Annotated in this window: 17 protein-coding genes; 4 read left to right on the top strand and 13 right to left on the bottom strand. The window is 43.9% G+C overall.

Annotated elements, in window-relative coordinates; all coding sequences use genetic code 11:
- Window positions 1–31 precede the first annotated feature (31 nt).
- A complete protein-coding gene (locus tag R2S67_RS06190) occupies window positions 32–766 on the top strand; it encodes a chromosome partitioning protein ParA (RefSeq protein ID WP_317342815.1) in 735 nt (244 codons plus the stop codon).
- Window positions 767–857: 91 nt separating this feature from the next.
- On the opposite strand, the gene R2S67_RS06185 is transcribed toward R2S67_RS06190, so the two are convergent.
- Both R2S67_RS06185 and R2S67_RS06180 read right to left on the bottom strand, forming a co-directional pair.
- Entirely contained in the window at window positions 858–1241 is a 384-nt protein-coding gene (locus tag R2S67_RS06185) for a hypothetical protein (protein ID WP_012841882.1), read from the bottom strand.
- A gap of 100 nt (window positions 1242–1341) precedes the next feature.
- Window positions 1342–1707 carry a VOC family protein gene (locus R2S67_RS06180; protein ID WP_053807339.1) on the bottom strand — a complete coding sequence of 122 codons (366 nt, stop codon included), beginning with the start codon at window positions 1705–1707 and terminating at the stop codon, window positions 1342–1344.
- 219 nt (window positions 1708–1926) lie between these two features.
- On the opposite strand from R2S67_RS06180, the gene R2S67_RS06175 reads away from it, so the two are divergent.
- A complete protein-coding gene (locus R2S67_RS06175) occupies window positions 1927–3183 on the top strand; it encodes an MFS transporter permease (RefSeq protein ID WP_317342814.1) in 1257 nt (418 codons plus the stop codon).
- A gap of 113 nt (window positions 3184–3296) precedes the next feature.
- Here R2S67_RS06175 and R2S67_RS06170 read toward each other — a convergent pair whose 3' ends face one another.
- The 11 genes from R2S67_RS06170 to proV all read right to left on the bottom strand — a co-directional run bounded on the left by R2S67_RS06170 (window position 3297) and on the right by proV (window position 15408).
- Window positions 3297–5246 carry an LTA synthase family protein gene (locus R2S67_RS06170; RefSeq protein WP_317342813.1) on the bottom strand — a complete coding sequence of 650 codons (1950 nt, stop codon included), beginning with the start codon at window positions 5244–5246 and terminating at the stop codon, window positions 3297–3299.
- Between the two features lie 186 nt (window positions 5247–5432).
- Window positions 5433–6845, bottom strand: a complete 1413-nt coding sequence (locus R2S67_RS06165) for a sensor histidine kinase (RefSeq protein WP_317342811.1) — start codon at window positions 6843–6845, stop codon at window positions 5433–5435.
- Window positions 6835–7491, bottom strand: a complete 657-nt coding sequence (locus R2S67_RS06160; protein ID WP_053807341.1) for a response regulator — start codon at window positions 7489–7491, stop codon at window positions 6835–6837. Before R2S67_RS06160 ends, R2S67_RS06165 begins: the two co-directional genes overlap by 11 nt.
- Window positions 7492–7494: 3 nt before the next feature.
- Window positions 7495–8130 carry a tetratricopeptide repeat protein gene (locus R2S67_RS06155; RefSeq protein WP_145532182.1) on the bottom strand — a complete coding sequence of 212 codons (636 nt, stop codon included), beginning with the start codon at window positions 8128–8130 and terminating at the stop codon, window positions 7495–7497.
- A gap of 14 nt (window positions 8131–8144) precedes the next feature.
- The gene (locus R2S67_RS06150) at window positions 8145–8939 is read right to left on the bottom strand and encodes an SDR family oxidoreductase (RefSeq protein ID WP_317342808.1); all 795 of its coding nucleotides are present in this window, start codon (window positions 8937–8939) and stop codon (window positions 8145–8147) included.
- 8 nt (window positions 8940–8947) lie between these two features.
- Window positions 8948–9631, bottom strand: coding sequence for an iron-containing redox enzyme family protein (locus R2S67_RS06145; RefSeq protein WP_317342806.1), 684 nt, complete (start codon window positions 9629–9631; stop codon window positions 8948–8950).
- A 25-nt stretch (window positions 9632–9656) separates the two neighbouring features.
- On the bottom strand, window positions 9657–11216 hold the full coding sequence (locus R2S67_RS06140) for an AMP-binding protein (RefSeq protein ID WP_317342805.1): 1560 nt from the start codon (window positions 11214–11216) through the stop codon (window positions 9657–9659).
- An 80-nt stretch (window positions 11217–11296) separates the two neighbouring features.
- Window positions 11297–11908, bottom strand: a complete 612-nt coding sequence (locus R2S67_RS06135) for a thermostable hemolysin (protein ID WP_317342803.1) — start codon at window positions 11906–11908, stop codon at window positions 11297–11299.
- Window positions 11909–12124: 216 nt separating this feature from the next.
- Entirely contained in the window at window positions 12125–13132 is a 1008-nt protein-coding gene (gene proX / locus R2S67_RS06130) for a glycine betaine/L-proline ABC transporter substrate-binding protein ProX (RefSeq protein WP_005393392.1), read from the bottom strand.
- On the bottom strand, window positions 13125–14216 hold the full coding sequence (gene proW, locus R2S67_RS06125; protein WP_046874899.1) for a glycine betaine/L-proline ABC transporter permease ProW: 1092 nt from the start codon (window positions 14214–14216) through the stop codon (window positions 13125–13127). The genes proX and proW overlap by 8 nt, the downstream gene beginning before the upstream one ends.
- A gap of 4 nt (window positions 14217–14220) precedes the next feature.
- On the bottom strand, window positions 14221–15408 hold the full coding sequence (gene proV / locus R2S67_RS06120) for a glycine betaine/L-proline ABC transporter ATP-binding protein ProV (protein ID WP_005393388.1): 1188 nt from the start codon (window positions 15406–15408) through the stop codon (window positions 14221–14223).
- Window positions 15409–15846: 438 nt separating this feature from the next.
- On the opposite strand from proV, the gene R2S67_RS06115 reads away from it, so the two are divergent.
- Both R2S67_RS06115 and R2S67_RS06110 read left to right on the top strand, forming a co-directional pair.
- The gene (locus R2S67_RS06115) at window positions 15847–17727 is read left to right on the top strand and encodes a DUF294 nucleotidyltransferase-like domain-containing protein (protein WP_005393386.1); all 1881 of its coding nucleotides are present in this window, start codon (window positions 15847–15849) and stop codon (window positions 17725–17727) included.
- A complete protein-coding gene (locus R2S67_RS06110) occupies window positions 17727–18473 on the top strand; it encodes a 3'-5' exonuclease (protein WP_301569528.1) in 747 nt (248 codons plus the stop codon). The genes R2S67_RS06115 and R2S67_RS06110 overlap by 1 nt, the downstream gene beginning before the upstream one ends.
- The last annotated feature ends 31 nt before the right edge of the window (window positions 18474–18504 follow it).

The following is an 18504-nucleotide window of genomic DNA, read 5'->3' as shown; positions in this document are numbered from 1 at the left end:
CAAAGTAAAAGAGTCCTTGGAGTAGTATACGGTGAGTTCTCAGAACAAGATGGAAGAACAAGACGACGTTGTTGTCATTGAAGAGCGTGACAAACGTACTCATATCTATATCGCGATTGCTGCGGTATTAGGCTTGGCATTTGGTGGCCTTGTTGGATCGATTGTCACTGCGAATAAGTGGGAATCGACTTATCATGTGCTAGAAGAAAAATACCAAGCGTTGACGCAAGATAAAACGCAGTTGGTGTCTCAAGTAAAAGTGCGCGAAGAAGCGCTCGACCAAGAAATACAAGATAAAGTCACTGAACTGCTCGTTGCGAAAGATGAAGCGCACGAGAAAGCGCTTAAGAAGTTACAAAAGCAATTGACTGAGGTCGAGAAAGTTAACTTGTCGCTAGAGTCTCAATTGAAACAACAGGCAGATAAGATCAATACGACGAAGTCGGAAAATGAGAAGTTGAGTCGTCAAGCGGATATGCAAGCGACTATCTTTGAACGATCGCGCGAGGTGTTTCAAAAAGAGCTGAAAATTTCGCAAGAATTGGATTCTCTAGAGAAAGAAAGGGCGAAATTATTGCCTAAGATCGAGAAACTCAAAAAAGAGTGTGATGTATTTTTGGAAGGTAAATCTTGGGACGTGAAATCGGACGCGTGTGATAAACACGATGAAGCCAATTCACGACTAAGTCAGGTCGATCAAATGATTGAAGTTTATAAAATGGATCTCAAGCAAATCAAAGCAATAACTGAAGATATCGGCCTCTAGATCTTTTATACCTGATTTTGGAAAGTAAAAGGAGCTCTTTAAGAGCTCCTTTTTCGTTGCTAGCTTTAAACTCGGGAGCTAGCGTTTATTCTTAGATACGTGAGGCGTCATAGCCTGAAGCAAGCAGCAATTCTCGCTCATGTTTAATCAGTTGGGCGCGATCTTCAATCAGTTCATTGAGAGCTAGTGAGGGCTTGCCTGCTAAAGCCTTGAACGACTCAAAAGATTCCGCAGTGTCGATTTTTTCAATCATCTGACTGATGACATTACGAGCCTCACACGGGTTACTCGTAGTGGTAAAGTATTCCACTTGCTTTGCTGCCGATTTCATCTCTGTCAACAGCTCAAGTGGGCTGCTCTCTTTTGCTACCGCCATGTAGTTATCCAGCACGCGCTTTGCATAAAGCAGTTCTTTGAGGGGGATATCTCTTCCACTCTCGATTAGAGATTCGCTAAGGATCATACTTGAGCTCATGGGCATTCCTTCTTATATACTACGCAGCTTTTGATGTTTCCCTGAGTCTAATTTATTGAAGTCACATTGGGAATGGGTAAAAAGCATTTTTAACGCATTTTTATTCACTAATAAAAACGCGAATGCGATGTTTATCCGGATCGGTAGCCACAAAATTTAAGCCATACACCGAAGTCATTGGTGGTTGAGCAAACTCAACGCCCATGTTTTTCCAACTGTTGTAAACGTGCTCTAACGTATGGCGGTTGCGCACTGCAAATGATAACTCGGTGCCACCACCTTTGATGTCGCTGGAAGGGGAAAGAACATCACTTTGCTTGAGTGTCAGTTTTAAGCCATTTGCGAGTGGCATAGAAGCAAATGTTGGAGACAAAAACGTGACCTCATAATCAAACAGTTTCGAGTAAAAAGCTTGGCTTACGTGGATGTCCTCAACATAGAGGACGAATGAATTAATAGTTAGCATGGTCTGTTTCTCAATTTACTAGAAGTATGAGGTTGAATCTAACGGAAGGCTAAGACAGGCTTTGTCAGTAGACCAAGTTAAAGTACCTTGTTTGAAATAGTGAGAAGTATCACTTTCAATTTTATTGGCTCAGGATCGAGCATATGAACATATCGTTTGCTTTGTATTTGATTCCATTTATCTTCTCGACATTTCCTTGTCAAAAGCAATCCCGTTCATATGTGTAAAACGATTAGTTCACTGTTAATTATTATTTTTTGTGTTACATGTTCATTAAGTATTTCAGCAAAAAATATAGAAAAGAAAGAAAGTCAAATTTTAACTATCAATGAAATTAATAATAAAGAAAAAATTCGTGATCTTACAGAAATAGAAAGAGTGAGCCTTTCAACTATCTATCTTCTTTACAAAAATGGAGTGATAACGGAGAGTGAAGCAAACCAAGAGTTTGGACACTTTCTCGAAAATGAAGACAGAAAAAATGCCTTATTGAAACTCGCTCACATTGATGACGCTCAAAAAGAGCTGAAGCAAGCCGAAGAAAGCAGTGACTGGGTGAAACTATTTAACTTAGTTAACCTGATGAAACTATGTGGAGTGTTGCTTCTTATCGCTGCTGTTGCTTATTTTATCGCTCAAACCTACGAACTTCTTCAAGATATCGGTAGGGTATTTTGGCGACTTATTTGCACATTACCCGCGATTTGTTACCAGATTCTATTTGTTATCATTGGCTTAACCCTAGCCTTAGTTCCAATGATTATCAGTATCTCAGAAGCGCAATATGTTGTCATTTTTGGTGTGTTGCTCGCTTATGTCGCACTAGTATGGTGGACTATTCATTACGAAGAGCAGTCAGAAATTCTCCTAGAAAAACTCTCCTTGGGTTTACCAATTGGTATGGTTTGGTCTTTTTATCATGCTATTTACTTTGGCTTTTTTGCCATCCGCGAAGAGATCGCATTTTTACAGCTAGTGACATTTGCATGGGTTGTTCTTGGTATTGCAGTGGGAATTTTTAAGTTATTTAACTTTGAAGACAAACCGTACAAAGGAACAAAGTGTTTTTCTTTAGCGTTATCATCGACCATTGTTACTTGCATAATACTATTCTTAAACCAGAGTTCAGATTGGATTACGCCATATTACAAATTTACTTATTATGGGTTAGTGCCATTGCTGTTGTTGTCCTTTTCTATTTCGGGTTTTTATCTACAAAAACCAAGTTGGGTTAAAAAATTTTCAAATATTATGATGTTTTCACTCCTATTTATTAGCGCACCCTTACCAAGTTTTGGTCTGGATAATTTGTACGCTATGATTAATAGTGGTGTATTTGCCTAWGGTTTTATCACGATAACAACGATGGTATTTCGGGTCAGTTTTCTGTTTGGCTTGATATCAACAAGCCTCGTTGTTTACGTGTTGGCCTTAGTCATCGAACACAATCCTGAAAAGTTCATGCTCTACATATGACTATGATTTTCTAGATACAAAGTGTGCGTTCCTCCATGTACTCTAAGAGTGAAGAGTCTTACAGAATAAAGAAAAGGAGCCAATTGGCTCCCTTTTCACTGAATCAGCGGATATTAGTTGGTACGTTTCGAAGCGTACCAGTTGTTTTGATACGCCTTAGATGCAAACAATGCGTTTGCTTTTGCGCGTTCAATAACGGATTCATCGACTTCTAGCGGTTTCATGGTTTGGCTTTCAAAGTCGTACGCCAGGGTCGATACTTTTTCACCAGGAGAAAGCACAACTAGGTTGTCACGCGTTAAATAACCAAAGTTTTTGTCGTATTGCATCATTGCGCGTTCATCTTCGCGAGCCAGTGGTTTCGTTAAATCACGACCAATCATCGGCGTTTTGGCGTCTACGCCAATAAGAGACAACAGTGTAGGCGGCATATCTATGTTGTTTGCGATACGGTCATCTTTACGTGGTTGAATGTCTTTACCAATGATCAATGCAGGAATGTGGAAGTGCTTAACTGGAACCAAGTTAGCGCCAGACACGCGGGCATCGTGGTCTGCAATGACAATGAAAATAGTATCATCCCAGTAGGATGAGTTTTTCGCTTTGTCAAAGAACGTACCCAAAGCGTAATCTGAATATTTTACCGCGTTATTACGCGTCATGTGTTCGGAATCGTATGGCTCAATTTTACCTTTCGGATACTCATAAGGACTGTGATTACTTGACGTAAAAACTAAGCTGAAAAAAGGTTTGTCGCTTTTTGAAAGGCGTTCAAACTCTTCGTCTGCTTTGTTGTATAAGTCTTCATCACTGACCCCCCAAGAGCCAACAAAGCTTGGGTTATTGTAATTATCTTCTTCGACGATTTGATCAAAACCATTACCGTAGAAGAAGGTTTTCATGTTATCGAAGTTTGCTTCACCGCCATAAATAAATTGCGTGTGATAGCCTTGTGCTTTGAGTAAGTCTGCGATGGTAAAGAAGCCTGTTTGGCTTTTGCTTAGTTTCACCACTGCGCGAGAAGGGGATGGTGGAAAACCCGTGGTTACAGCTTCGATACCACGAACAGAACGAGTGCCCGTTGCGTACATTTGCGTGAACTGCCAACCTTCAGCCATGAGTTCATCTAGGTTTGGCGTAAGAGGCAGACCACCCAAAGAACCCACAAATTGCGCTCCTAAGCTCTCTTGTAGCAAGATCACTAAGTTCTTACGTTTACCATGGTAAGTCGCGGGGTTACTGTTCATGGTTGGAAGCAATGTTGGATCAAAGTCGGACTTTTTTGACGAAGCGCGAACTAGCTCCAGCATCTTTTGATTATCCATCTTGCCGTAGAACTGCTCTGCGCTTTTTTCTGACTTCATGCTGTTGACAGCAAACAGCAGTGAGTAAGATGAGTTTAATGCTAAGTCGTTAAGCAGTGGATCGTTAGAAAATGCCACCATGGCAGGGTTTAGTGGGCGGTGGCCTAAAGACGAGCGTGCGCCTGCAACACCAAGAAGTACAACAAAAATGGCTAATAGTGGGCGCCACTTCCATTTGATCTGCTGTGCATTGTCGGTCAGTTTTTTGCTCCACTTCCAACCCAAAACTAGAGTTAATGCCGTGCCTAACGCGCCAATAAACAGCTCTAGCTTATAGCCAGTCCAAAGCATGCCCATGACCTCTTTCGGATAGATAAGGTATTCCACAAACAGACGGTTTGGGCGTAGGTCATATTCTTGAATGAATGGTGCCGTTGCCAGTTCCATGTACACGAGAATCCAAAGCCCTACAACCATCCATATGCGCAATATCCATTTCCAGCATTGCCCAATCTTGCCGTTTAATGGCATTAGGGCTGAAAGCAGTGCAGGGAGGATGAATAACCAGCACAGTGTTGCAATGTCTACGCGTAGGCCTTGGCCTAGGATGTAAATTAAGTCGTTGAAAGAGTCAATTCGATCAAGTTGCCAAAAGGCGAGCAAAACGCGTGAGATAGACAAAAATATAAGTGAAAACAAAGAAAAAGCAGCAATTGGCTGCAAAGGCCCCCACACAGAGCCCTTAGATAAGTTTTTCATATTTATTCGAATAGTTTAATTGTTATGTTGTGTTGTTTTTAACAAAGCAAGCGTGAAATAAACGTGAATTATAATGTGGGTTTATGGTCGAGTAGTGTAAGTGTTGGTATGTCTATGTAAGTGTGGAATGAAGCTCATGTTCGGCTGGAACATAAATTAAACACGTTATGGTCTGTATCGCTTTTGTTAGCACTTTGGGAAAGTGACGACAAACGTATTCCTACTATTTTCTCTGGGAATGAGCTCAAGTGTTGCACGGTGTAGTACTGTAATGTCTTTGCAAATTGACATCCCTAAACCCGCACCGTCGCCAAGTTCGGAATGACCCCGATAAAACTGTTCGAAGATTCTTTCACGAGTTTCTTTCGGGATTTCTGGGCCTGTATCGGAAATTAAGACTTTGATTGTATTATTGTTCTCAGTGACGCTGACTTGTATGTCACTGTGCTCGCCGGAGTAACGAATCGCATTATCGACGAGGTTACGAAATAACACCTCTAACAACATTCGATCACCGGATATAGCGATGTTGGAAGATGATAAACTGATGTCTTGCTTATGCTTCAATGCTAACGGTGCCAAATCAGCAACAACGGTTTGCAACAAAGGGGTTAGCTCAACGGTGTCGAATACACGTTCTGATAAGCTATCTACTTTAGCTAAAGTCAGTAGCTGATGGATAAGGCGGTCAGTGCGTTCAATGCCTTGCAAAATGTTGTGTAAATCTCCTCTCAGTTGCTCCGGATCATTACTTTCAAGTGCATTTTCTACGTTAAGACGAAGGATTGTTAGTGGGGTTTTTAGTTCATGCGCTGCAGCACGTGTAAAGCGTTTCTCTCTTTGCCAGGCTAACTCTAGTTCAGAGAGGAGAGAGTTGAGCGAATCGACAAGTGGTGCGAGTTCAACAGTGTTGTCTTTTACATGAATGCGATCTAATCGGTGTACGTTTCTTTGTGTGATGGCGGTGCGCAGGTCGTTAATCGGTCGGAAATGTTTATCGATCAACCAAAACAGCAAAAGCAACAAAGTTGGTAGTATCAGCAATTGTTCTATTGATGTGGATAGGGCAATTTCGTGGATGATCTCTTTACGTATCTTGTATTTTTCTGCAACCACGACGTATTCATTATCATGTTTTGTTTGTGGTAGTGAAATCTGAAATGTACGCCATTGTGTACCGTCTTTTACGATATCAGCGTAGCCGTTATTATCAAAGGACGTAGAGAGTGCGTGCAAGGTTTGATCAGAGCTCCAGAGCAGTGTGTTGTCTCGATAGAATTGAAAAACCAAGTTTTGTTCATAAGGGTGGCCGAACGTTGTGACATTGTCATCGTCAGACTTTGACATTGACTCAATGTTTTCCATCCACTCATTAAATAATTCTCGATGGTTAGCGAGAGTCCTCTCTTCCGTTGAAATTGAGAGCGTCAGCAACATTAATTTTGCGGATTGTCCAAGCCTAGCGTCATAAACTTCTTCGACCTCGTGCTTCGCAGATTGGAAACTGAAATAAAGTGAGATGAGTAAGAGAACACTTACCAACACGCCTACTGATAGAGTTAACTGACGTTTGATCGAGTACGATTTCTTATCTTTCAAGAATGTACCCCACACCGCGAATATTTTTAATGACCACTTTGGGCGCTTTTTTACGCAAATTGTGAATATGAACTTCGATAGCGTTGTCGCTTGAACCTTCATCCCAGCCGTGCAGTGATTGTTGCAATTGCTCCTTACTTTGCACGCGTCCGGCGTTCGTCATCAAACTGGTGAGGATTTTAAATTCATTGCGTGTGAGTTTAAGCGGCGCGTCATCGTAGCGAATGCTTTGTTCCGATAAGGATAAAGATAACTGTCCAACTTGAATGATTTCTTCTGCACTACCGGATTGACGGCGAATCAACACACGCAAGCGAGCGAGCAACTCTTCGAGTGCAAACGGTTTTCCGAGGTAGTCATCTGCGCCGCCGTCGAGGCCTTGAACGCGATCTCGAATGTCGTCTCGGGCGGTAAGTATCATCACGGGGAGCTTAAATCCGCCTTTGCGAATCTTACGCAGAACTTCCAATCCATCGATATCGGGTAGAGTGAGATCCAATATTACGGCGGTGAACGCTTCTGTTTTGAGTGCGCTAGTCACGCCAGAGCCTTTTTCCACCCAATCCACGGTGTACCCATGGCGACTTAATGAAGTCACCATGGATTGACCGAGTAGTTTGTCATCTTCTACGAGTAATAAGCGCATGGATTATTTCAAACTCCCAAGAGTCGCTTTAATTTCCAGTTTTCGACCTTTATCAGCCAAAGGCCGGTCAGGGCGAGGTGACGCCTGCATTGCGCGAGTCAAATACACTTTCGCTTCCTTGTCTCGACCTTCTTCTGCAAGGAAGTCTCCATAAAAATAGTTCGGATCGATGCCTTTTGGATTGATCTCTAACGCTTTTTTCAACATTTCTTCGGCTTTATCGTCATCACCAAAGCCAATTGGCCACCCCGGAACTTTGTAATACAGAGAACCTAAACTGGTGTATGCAGATCCATCAAGCGCTTGCGGTGAAGTTGCAATTACCCCTTCGAGTAAAGATTTGGCTTCTTTGGCGAGTGATAGTGCACCCAAGCCACCTTGAGCACCAGCCAGCGATGCTTTATTGATTGCCAGCCAAACAGTGAGTTCGGGATTGCCCGGTTCTCTGTCGAGATAAATACTGGTTTTGGCAATCGCGCGATGGAAGCATTGTTCCTTTTCGTCACCATCGGGCGTGCTGTACTGACATTCCGCCCATTTCTTTTGAACCTGTTGCAGTGGAGCATTACCTGCCAACGCAGCGGTCGACGCTAACGTTGAACAAACCGTCAAAGCGCAAAGTAGTTGTTTGGTCTTCATCGTCTATGTCCTCTTCAGTGACTGACTCGGTTTACGTATTGGTGAATGGTTTCTTGCTGCTTACGAATCGCAGAAGAAACCATGCTTGGAAGCAGTTGATTGATGCGTGCAAAAAGCTTCTCTGGCCAACCAATCCATTTCGCGGAGATTTCTTTTTCCAACATGGCGACAACGTGATTGGCAACAACTTGCGGCGAGTCCGTTTGGTTACCTAGCTGTCGATTCATTTCATTGACAGCATCGCTATTGAGAGAGGTTTCTGTCGCTCTTGGTGCCAAATACAGCGCACGGATTCCGGTTGCGAACAGTTCTCTGTCGAGCGATTCGGTAAAACGGTGCAATCCCGCTTTTGCCGCGCAATAGGAGGTATAGCCTGGGTAGCCAATTGAGCCGAATGTGGAACCTATATTGAGAATCACCCCAGGCTGCTTTAACCACGTTAACGCTGATTGGCACAGCAGCATCGGCGCAACGAGATTGAGTTGGATTTCGTCTGCAATCTGTGTTGGTCGTTTGTGGCTTAACAACGAGAAATCGTTGCTGCCCGCATTGTTAATCAGTGCGTCCACTCTTTGATGTCGGCGCGCTCGAGCTTTAATCGCAGTTAATCCTTCTGATGAGGTGATGTCTGCAACGACTAGGTTATGGCGCTCTGGATTCGACAGTTCACGCTGTAGTGTTTGCAAGCTCTCTTCGTTTCGCCCAACAAGAATGAGGCTGGCACCGCGTTTTGCTAACTCTTGCGCGATGGCTTGCCCAATTCCGCCCGTTGCGCCTGTCAAGAGAATGGTGCTGTTGTTAATGATCATGCTTCACCTCACGCCGCTTGTTGGGTTGAGAAAGAAGGCAAAGAACGCAGCATTTGTCCGTACAATGCGAACACCATTTTTGCGGAGTCGATGATGACTTGTTGATCTTCCTCTTTGGTGATTTTGTTCATCAGTGATTCAAAAAATTGCAGATGATCTTGGTCTAACACGCTGTGTGAAACTAGGTAAGTCATTGCCGAAGGCGGTAGGCTTAGCGTTGACTGGATTTTTTCAGCCATTTGGCCACCAATGCCGACGCTGGTGCCTTCTAATACCCACACCATGCCAAACAGCGCGAGTGGGTTGTGGCGGTCAATGTTGTGGTAAAGGTAGGAAACCATCAGTTCAATCGGTGCTCCTACTTGACCTACATCTTTGTTGTTGCGCACTGCTTCGGCATCGCCGCCGCACGCTTTGATGTCATTTAAAATCCATTCTTGATGGCCTTTCTCTTCCTCGATGTACTCGGCAATGGCATCTCGTACCCATTCGTATTCGCCAGGTAGTCGGCCTCCACACGCCATCAGCAAGGGAACAGTGTGCTTAACGTGATGGTAAGCTTGGGTTAGAAAGGCGATATACATATCTTTGGAAATGTTGCCTTGTTGAACTTCTGCGATGACTGGCGCAGTTAACATTGCTTGTTGAGCAGCGGCAGTGCTTTGTTTGAGTTGTTCGAAAAATAAAGTCATAACCTTCTCCGTAAGAAGCCGTTAACTAAGATGCAGTTTGGAAAGACGTAATGTGTTGCTGGAAGGGCAAATCGATGCGTTGGAGCTTTTGCGCTTGCAGCGTTAATTCAGGCGTTGTGCTCGCTAATAACTGAGCCACATCATGTTCGATTTGATTTCGTTTGAGCTTGCCGTTATCCGTGTACCAACCAGAGATGGCTCGTGGGTTGTCAAGTAGCAACAAGGTTCGGATTTGAGCGTAATCGGGTAGGGTTTGGTTTAATGTATGAACCTTTGCTTCGACGTCTTCGCTATTGGCAATGACAGCGCATAATGTTTGTTGGCTATCGCCCGTAACGATTAGTGGCGTCATCGGCAAAAACGCCAACGCTTCTGATTCAATCCATTCCGGTGAGACATTTCTGCCATACGCGGTGACGATAAGGTTCTTCTTGCGCCCCGAGAGAGTGACAAAACCTTGCGCGTCGATTTGGGCTAAGTCGCCAGTTGCTAACCATTCTTGAGTAAACGGCTCATTCAAATAACCAAGAGCAACGTTGCCTTTGACGAGCAGTTCACCATCTTCTGCGATACGAATCTGAGCGTGGGGAAGTGGTTTGCCACACGTTCCTGCTTTAAATGCGGCTGGTATATTCAAACAAACGACGGAGCCACATTCAGACAAGCCATAACCTTCAAACGCCGGGATGTTCAGCGCATGCGCGGTGTTAATCAGTTGCGACGACACTCTTGCGCCGCCAACGGCGACAAATTTTAGAGAATCCACAAGAGAGGGCTGTTGTTTCGCGATCTGAATGAGCGCAAGCAATAAAGCCGGTGTTAGCACTAAGCTTTCTGGTTTGATGGTCGCTAATGCTTGTGCAAACAAACCCGGTTCGAATTGGCTCGAACCGAGTAGGCCGGTTTGCTCTCCGGGTAAAATATATGACGTCACGCCCAACATGAGTGGAACATAAACGCCGGTTATGTTCTCGAGAAGCGTCGATAACGGAAGCAGCACTAAGTGTGAGTGCGCCGCGCTGTTTACTGCGTCGGCGAGCGATTTCGCCACCAAACACAAATGATCATTGCTTAAACACACGCCTTTAGGCTGACCAGTCGAACCAGAGGTAAAGGTGATTTTTCCGGTTTCTGGTAGATAAGCTACCTGTGTATCTTCATCTCCCAACTGGTTACGACGCAGCAAAGGCAAATTTGCAATGGAAAACGAATAGTTTTGCTGGTTAAAGCTTTGCTTAGGATTAGATGCCAACCATGCTTGCCAATCGCCGACTAAAGCATCGACGCCTGATTGCTCTAATGTGTGTTCAACTTGTGCATCAGAGAAAAAAGTCGGAATAGGTACGACGATTATGTCTGCCGCCATCGCCGCCAAATCAACAATGGCCCAATCGATGCTGTTTTCTGCGCGTAGCGCGAGTACTTTGATGTTCTGTGCAATAAGCTCGGCGGCAACGAGTTCGATCTTGTTTAACAATTCAGAGTAAGTCAGTTCAACCGTTTGATTCGCTTCGTAGCCGACAAGTGCTACTTGATCTGGTGTCGTTTTTGCCCATTTTGTAATGGCATCGAGGAGAATATTCATACGTCACCTATATTCTGGCGTTTTGTTTAACCAAGTTGTTCTGGTTGTGTTTGCGGTTTTAACGACGTTTACTTTTCTATCTAGGCTTGTTTACGTTTTTTTTCTTGGACTAATCGAAGGCGCTCTAGTCCTTTTTGCAAATTGCCAGCTAACACACGCGGTTGATGTTCGTAGTACGAACCCCAAGTGGACTTGGCATAGGGGACTTTATTTTGATCGGCCTGCGCGATGACATGAGGCTCCAATCCTAGACGCGCCATCATTGCGTGAAGAGGGTCTGTCGCGGTGAAGATGCACCATTCAAAACCGAGATTGACCAGCATTTCTGCGATGAGGTAGAAGTGCAGAGATGACATGCCCTTAGCGAAAGATGCCAAGTGACCAAACTCCACTAAGTTCGAACGTTTTACGTCGCAGTTAAATACGTTAGAAACCAGCTTTTGAGCGTCGTCTTCTAAATACTGTTCAAGGAACAAGGGCTCATCTTCGGCGATGCGAAAGCCGCATACGGAAATAATTTGAGCACCTTCAATGAGGGTTAAATACGCCGGCATAAAATGTTTGAGCTCGGCAAAGAATGCTTCTTGATAACGCTGAGAAACATGCTCGATAACTTGGCTCCAAAGCGGATGCATTGGATAGACGATGTCTAAAGTAAAGCCATCTGCAGAAATTTGTGCATGGTGTTTCATGAGCGCTTCCTTTGTTTGATTGGTTATCAACAAAATAAAACGCGAAACTTAAGAAATTCTTAAGGAATGAAATTAAGTAGAAACTTTAAGAAAATACTGAGGAGCAAGGCTCAGTATTGTTGCAATCCTTTTTACTACTGTGAATAAAATAAGAGCCAACCGATGTTATCGGTTGGCTCTAAAGTTAGGTGTCACGTATTTTAATGGTTGTGCCGATTACATGGCTGCTTTTTTAGCTTCGTCTACCCATGCGTCGAACTTTTTCTGGTTCGCTTTGATCCAGCCATTTACATGAGACTCGATGTCTGCTGAGCTGTTCTTACCTTGGCTCATCATCATATTCTGCGCACTAACATCATTGATGTTTAGCTTGATGATTTCAAACAGCTTCGCTGCTGCTGGGTTCTTTTCAGTAAACTCTTTGTTCGCAACGATGCGCATAGAGTTCATCTCAAAGCCGTAGTTCTTACCGTTCTCTAGTGTTGTGTCGATGTCCTTACGCTCACCAGGAAGTGAAGAGAATGGCACTTCTAACCAAACAACATCTTTACCCGGAACTAAGACGCCGCTTACCCAGTAAGGTGTCCAAGTGTAGTAAAGAATCGGATCGCCTTTTTTGTAACGAGAAATCGTGTCAGCGATAATCGCAGCGTAGTTACCTTGGTTGTGCGTTACTGTGTCACGAAGCTTGAATGCATCCAACTGATGCTCAACGACCATTTCACAACCCCAACCTGGGTTACAACCTGTTAAGTCCGCTTTACCGTCACCGTTGGCATCGAAAAGCTTGGCCAGTTTTGGATCTTTTAATTGACCAATATTTGTGATGCCATATTTTTCAGCGGTTTTTTTATCGATCAAGTAGCCTTGCGCAGCACCACTTACATATTGACCTTTGCGGAAAAACTTATCATCACCGCCAGACATTGTGTACTTATCGGCGTGAAGAGGGAACCAACCTACTGCTAAGAAAGTGGCGTCGCCTTTAGCAATAGAGGTATAGCCTACGTTGTAATCCACTTCTTTAGTTGGTTTTACATCGTAACCAAGCTCTTCAAGTGCACGGTTTACGATCAATGTTTGAAACGTTTCCTCTGCAACGGTTGATTGAACTGGCTGAACAGTCACACCTTCACCCGGTAGTTCGCTTGCCACACCATAAGTTGAAAATGCGATAGTACTTAGAGCTCCAACAGAGAGCGCTTTCTTCCATGAATTATTCATTGATGTTTCTCCTAAGTTTTAGATCGTCTTGGTTCGTCTTTGTTTTCAGTTTTAATAGGTATGAAACAGGACCTGTGTGATACCAGCGAAGCTTGGTGTTACCCGCATTAACCCCTAATACTTGGGTAATACGGTCTAATAAAATGGCAAGAATTACGATGCCTAAGCCACCGACAGCAGCAAGACCCATATCAAGTCGGCCGATACCACGAAGTACCATTTGGCCCAAGCCGCCAACCGCAATCATTGAAGCGATCACTACCATAGAAAGTGAAAGCATCAAGGTTTGGTTTACCCCTGCCATAATCGTTGGTAACGCCAATGGCAATTGGATGCGGTAAAGCATCTGTTTTTTGTTTGCCCCGAAAGAGTGGCCCGCTTCGATCAGCTCTTCAGGTACTTGCTGAATCCCTAAAATAGTCAGGCGCACAACGGGAGGCAGTGCGAAAATGATGGTTACTACAACGCCAGGAACGTTACCAATACCGAATAGCATAACGATTGGCACTAGATAAACGAACGCGGGGGTCGTTTGCATTGCATCGAGTATTGGTCTAACAAATTTGGCTGCGGTTTGGCTTCTCGCCAACCATATCCCCATCGGTAGCCCGATAAGCAAACAGAAGAAGACGGCGGTTAAAACCAGTGCGAGCGTTGTCATCGCCTGTGACCACGCACCAATTAGGCCGATAAAAACAAGGGATACAAGCGTTGAAAAACCGAGTTTTACATTGGAAAACTGCCACGCCAGCAAAAATAAAATGAGCACCATGATGGGCGCAGGTGTGGACACCAAAGCAGTTTCAAACGAGGTAAGAATAAAGTCGATTGGAACTCGAATTGCTTGGAAAACAGGGCGACCATGTTCCACCAACCAGTTCAATCCCGATTCTACCCAGCTATCAAGTGGTAGAACCGCATCTTGGAATGGGTTCATAATGTCGAATGGAGCTTGCTCTACAGTTTCTGAGCTTAACCAGTCATTACTTGGGGCAGCGTCAGCACCTGCACCTTGTGACCAAGGATCATCTTGTGCAGGAGCGGTATTCGACCAGGGATCATTGTTAGTTTGCTCTGAAGACATCGTGTTAATCCTTATCTAGTGTTTGTAGAAGACGTGATTTAGTCACGACACCAAAGTAAGTACCTTGCTCATCAACGACAGGTACGGCATAAGGAACGCCTGCAACTAGTCCCAAAATGTCATTGATTGACTGCTCTGGCTGAAGAGTGACTTCATCCGTCAATTGAGCACTGGCTAGAGAGCGGTTTTCTTTGTGAGCCAAACGTAGTGAGTCAAGAGACACGATGCCGGAATATCGGCTAGATTTATCGACGACAATGCCGTAATCACGGTCATGATCCATCAGAATCTGCATCGCAGAGCCCGGGCCATCATTTTCCGATTTCTTAAAGACGGCGGCTGGCTTCTTGCGAGCGATATCTTTTGCTGTCAAGACACTTGCGATGTTTACGCCGCGGAAAAATGCTTCAACATAATCATTTGCTGGGCTGTGCAATATTTCATCAGGTGTGCCAACCTGAACAACCTCACCGTTTTGCATGATGGCGATACGATCACCAATACGCATTGCTTCGTCCAAATCATGAGATATGAAGACAATTGTGCGTTTATCATCGTTTTGTAGACGAATAAGCTCATCCTGCATCTCAGAACGGATTAATGGGTCTAAAGCGGAAAACGCCTCGTCCATTAATAGAATGTCTGGGTCACAAGCCAATGCCCTTGCTAAACCCACGCGCTGTTTCATACCACCGGATAATTCGTCAGGGAAAGATTCTGCATAAGGGTCTAAGCCAACTCTTTCCAAGGCGGAAAGGGCACTTTTCTGACGTTCATTAACATCAATGCCAGCAAGTTCTAAACCGAATGCAGCGTTTTCGATCACCGTCATGTGAGGCATAAGCGCGAAACTTTGGAAAACCATTGAGATATTGTTGCGACGAACTTCTCGAAGTTCGTCTTCAGAGATATGGGCAATATCTTTCCCTTTGAGATAAACACTGCCTTTCGTTGGCTCAATGAGTCGGTTTAGGAGTCGAACGAGAGTAGATTTTCCCGAACCAGAAAGCCCCATGATTACGAAAATTTCACCTTCGTTAATGGTGAGAGATACATCGTTTACGCCGACTGTTAAACCTGTCTGTTCAAAAATACCATCCTTATCGATACCTTTTTCGATAAGCGAGAAGGCTCTTTCTGGGTCTTCTCCAAACACTTTATACAGTCCCTTAACTTCCAGTATGGGATCCATGTTATCTGTCCTTTTTTGTGTGTTTATAACTGTTTAACGATTTGTACTCTAATTAATTTTAGTTCAACTTTCAACGAATGGGGTTCGGTTAACTGGGTTTTATGTGCATACAATGAACAATTAAGTAGGTGTTGCTAAATGGTGTTTTTATTAACAAAAATAGATGCTTATGGTTAGTCTTGTCTTTGCATAACTTTTCCATGACATTGGTTTGAATTTATTTTGAAGTTTTTAGTACATTTCAACTCAGCCCACCTGCATAGCTATAAGGAGAAATAGATTAGAGGTCTATATTTAAAAACGTTAGAGCTCTAATTTTTAATTGGAGTTTTATTCTGCGAACTGGGTTAGGTGTTGTTATTCTTAGATTTATTCATTGATTGATTTCAATCTTGGTGATATTTATCGCTGTAGTTTAGGCAACGTATGGAATAAAAGATGGAAGCCGAACAGTTAGAAGTGCTCAACTTCATTAGTCAGTACCCACCTTTCGATGATCTACCCGAAGAGCAGTTAAAAAAGATCGCTCTAAATGCCGAGGTTGCATACTTTCGGCAAGGCACAGAGATACTCAATTTTGGAGACACGATCCGCGACTTATATATGGTGAGAAGCGGCGCTGTGGAGATCTACCGACGTAAAGGCGAACTCTATAACAGGATTGACGCTGGTGGACTGTTTGGACAGATGGGGTTGTTAATGAACAACCGTGTGCGTATGCCTGCCAAAGCGATAGAAGACACCTTGGTTTACTGTATTCCGGAGGGTATTTTCAACGAGCTTTGTGACGAGTTTGAAAACTTTGCTGACTACATGGAACTGGAAGACAGCGCGCGTTTGCGAAGCGCAATATCCAGCCGCTCAGAAAGCAATGACTTTACCACTGCCAAGGCACGTAAGATCTTAGCGAGAGATCCGGTAACGTTGGAGGCGACGGCATCGATTCAAGAAGCCGCGATACTGATGGCGGAGGAAAATGTCACTTCTTTGCTTATTGTTCGCCCAGCAGAAGAACTCACAGAAGAAGATGATGAACAACTACTTGGAATATTGACTGATCGCGATCTATGTATTCGCGTATTAGCTCAGGGCATTGATACCAATATCCCAGTGAGTGAGGTCATGAGTTATGACGTGGTGTCTCTGGATTACAACGCTTATGTCTTTGAAGCCATGTTAACCATGTTGCGCTACAACGTGCACCATCTCCCAATTTTAAAAGATAAAAAGCCGATAGGAATTATTGGCATGACGGATATTGTCCGTTATGAATCTCAAAACAGCTTGCTGCTCGTTAGCTCTATCTTCCAACAAACCAGCGTTGAAGATCTCAAGCAAGTTTCTGAACAAGTGAAAGACTGTTTTGTGCGAATGGTGAATGAAGATGCCAACGCTCATATGATTGGTCGAGCCATGTCGGTCATTGGTAGTAGCTTTAAACAGCGTTTGGCTGAATTAGCAGAGCAAGAGCTTGGCCCTGCGCCAATTCCGTATTGTTTGGTCGCTATGGGATCGATGGCCAGGGATGAGCAGTTAATTGTAACGGACCAAGACAACGCCCTTATTCTCGACAACAGTTATGATGTTGAGATGCACGGGGAGTACTTTGAAAAGTTTGCCAAATTTGTTTGTGATGGTTTAGCAGCATGCGGCTATGCTTACTGTACTGGTGACATTATGGCAACCAATCCAGAGTGGCGAAAAACCCGAGCGGAGTGGGAGGAGTGCTTTGGCAACTGGATAGATAACCCAACTCCTGAAAGGTTGTTAAACAGTAATATCTTTTTTGATTTATTAGGTGTTCATGGGCGAGTGAAGTGGGCGGAACAATTAAGCAGCTTTATTGTTAGGCGCGCGAAAAGAAACAACCGTTTCCTTGCATGTATGGCTTACAACGCGATACGTCGTACACCGCCATTGGGCTTCTTCAAAGATTTTGTTATGGAGAAAGATGGTCGTCACCGCAATTCTATTAACTTGAAAAGAAGAGGTACTGCGCCATTGGCAGATTTGATTCGAGTACATTCATTGGCAATTGGTTCCCGTTCGCAAAACTCGTTTGACCGTTTAGACGATATCAATGATGCGGGCATTTTACCTAAAGGTCGAGGAATGGACTTGAGGGATGCAATGGAATTGATCTACATGGTTCGAATTCGTCATCAAGCACTCGATATCGAAAATGGAGATGAACCAGATAACAACATTGAGCCAGAGAACATGTCAGAGTTTGAGCGCCGAAACTTAAAAGCTGCTTTCCAAATCCTTAGTAATGCACAGAACTTCATCAAGTTCCGATACCAGAGAAGTAGCAAATAATGTGGTTCTCAAAAAAGGCAGCAAAAGATCAGCCGTTGTTGAATACGTCTCGGACGCCAGAGTGGTCAACGTTATTCAAACAGCTCGCGACCGAAGCAAGAGACGAGAGACTCAAACGTTATTACTCGACACCGATGGTTAATGGGGAAACCCCAGTTGAGGAAGTGCCATTTGTCTCGGTAGATTTTGAAACGACAGGTTTGAATGCGGAAGAGGATGCAATTCTCACGATTGGACTTGTGCCGTTTACCATTGATCGTGTTCAATGTAGTGGCTCTGCGCATTGGGTTGTTAACCCTAATCGTGAGTTAAACGAAGAGTCAGTCGTGATTCATGGCATCACTGATTCTGAAGTCAAAAACGCGCCCCAATTAACCCACATTTTAGGGGAAATATTGGATGCGCTGTCAGGCAAAGTTGTGCTTGTTCATTATAAAAATATCGAAAGGCAGTTTTTTAATAACGCGTTGCTAAATAGCATTGGGGAGGGGATACAGTTTCCCGTTGTCGATACGCTAGACATTGAACACGCGATACAGCGCCGTGAATGCAGTGGCCTATTCAATAAGTTAAAAGGTAAGAAGCCAGGCTCTGTCAGGCTGGGGCATGCTCGTGAAAGGTATCGCCTTCCTGCTTATCAACCTCATCATGCTTTGACCGATGCGCTGGCAACTGCTGAACTGTTTCAAGCACAGTTGCAATATCATTTTAATCGAAGCATGCCAATCTCTTCGATTTGGCAATAAGCGTTGTTTATGATGAAGACAATAAAATGCA

The organism is Vibrio sp. T13N, from assembly GCF_032970445.1.
GTDB lineage: Bacteria > Pseudomonadota > Gammaproteobacteria > Enterobacterales > Vibrionaceae > Vibrio > Vibrio diabolicus.
This window is presented reverse-complemented; position numbering and strand designations above follow the sequence as displayed.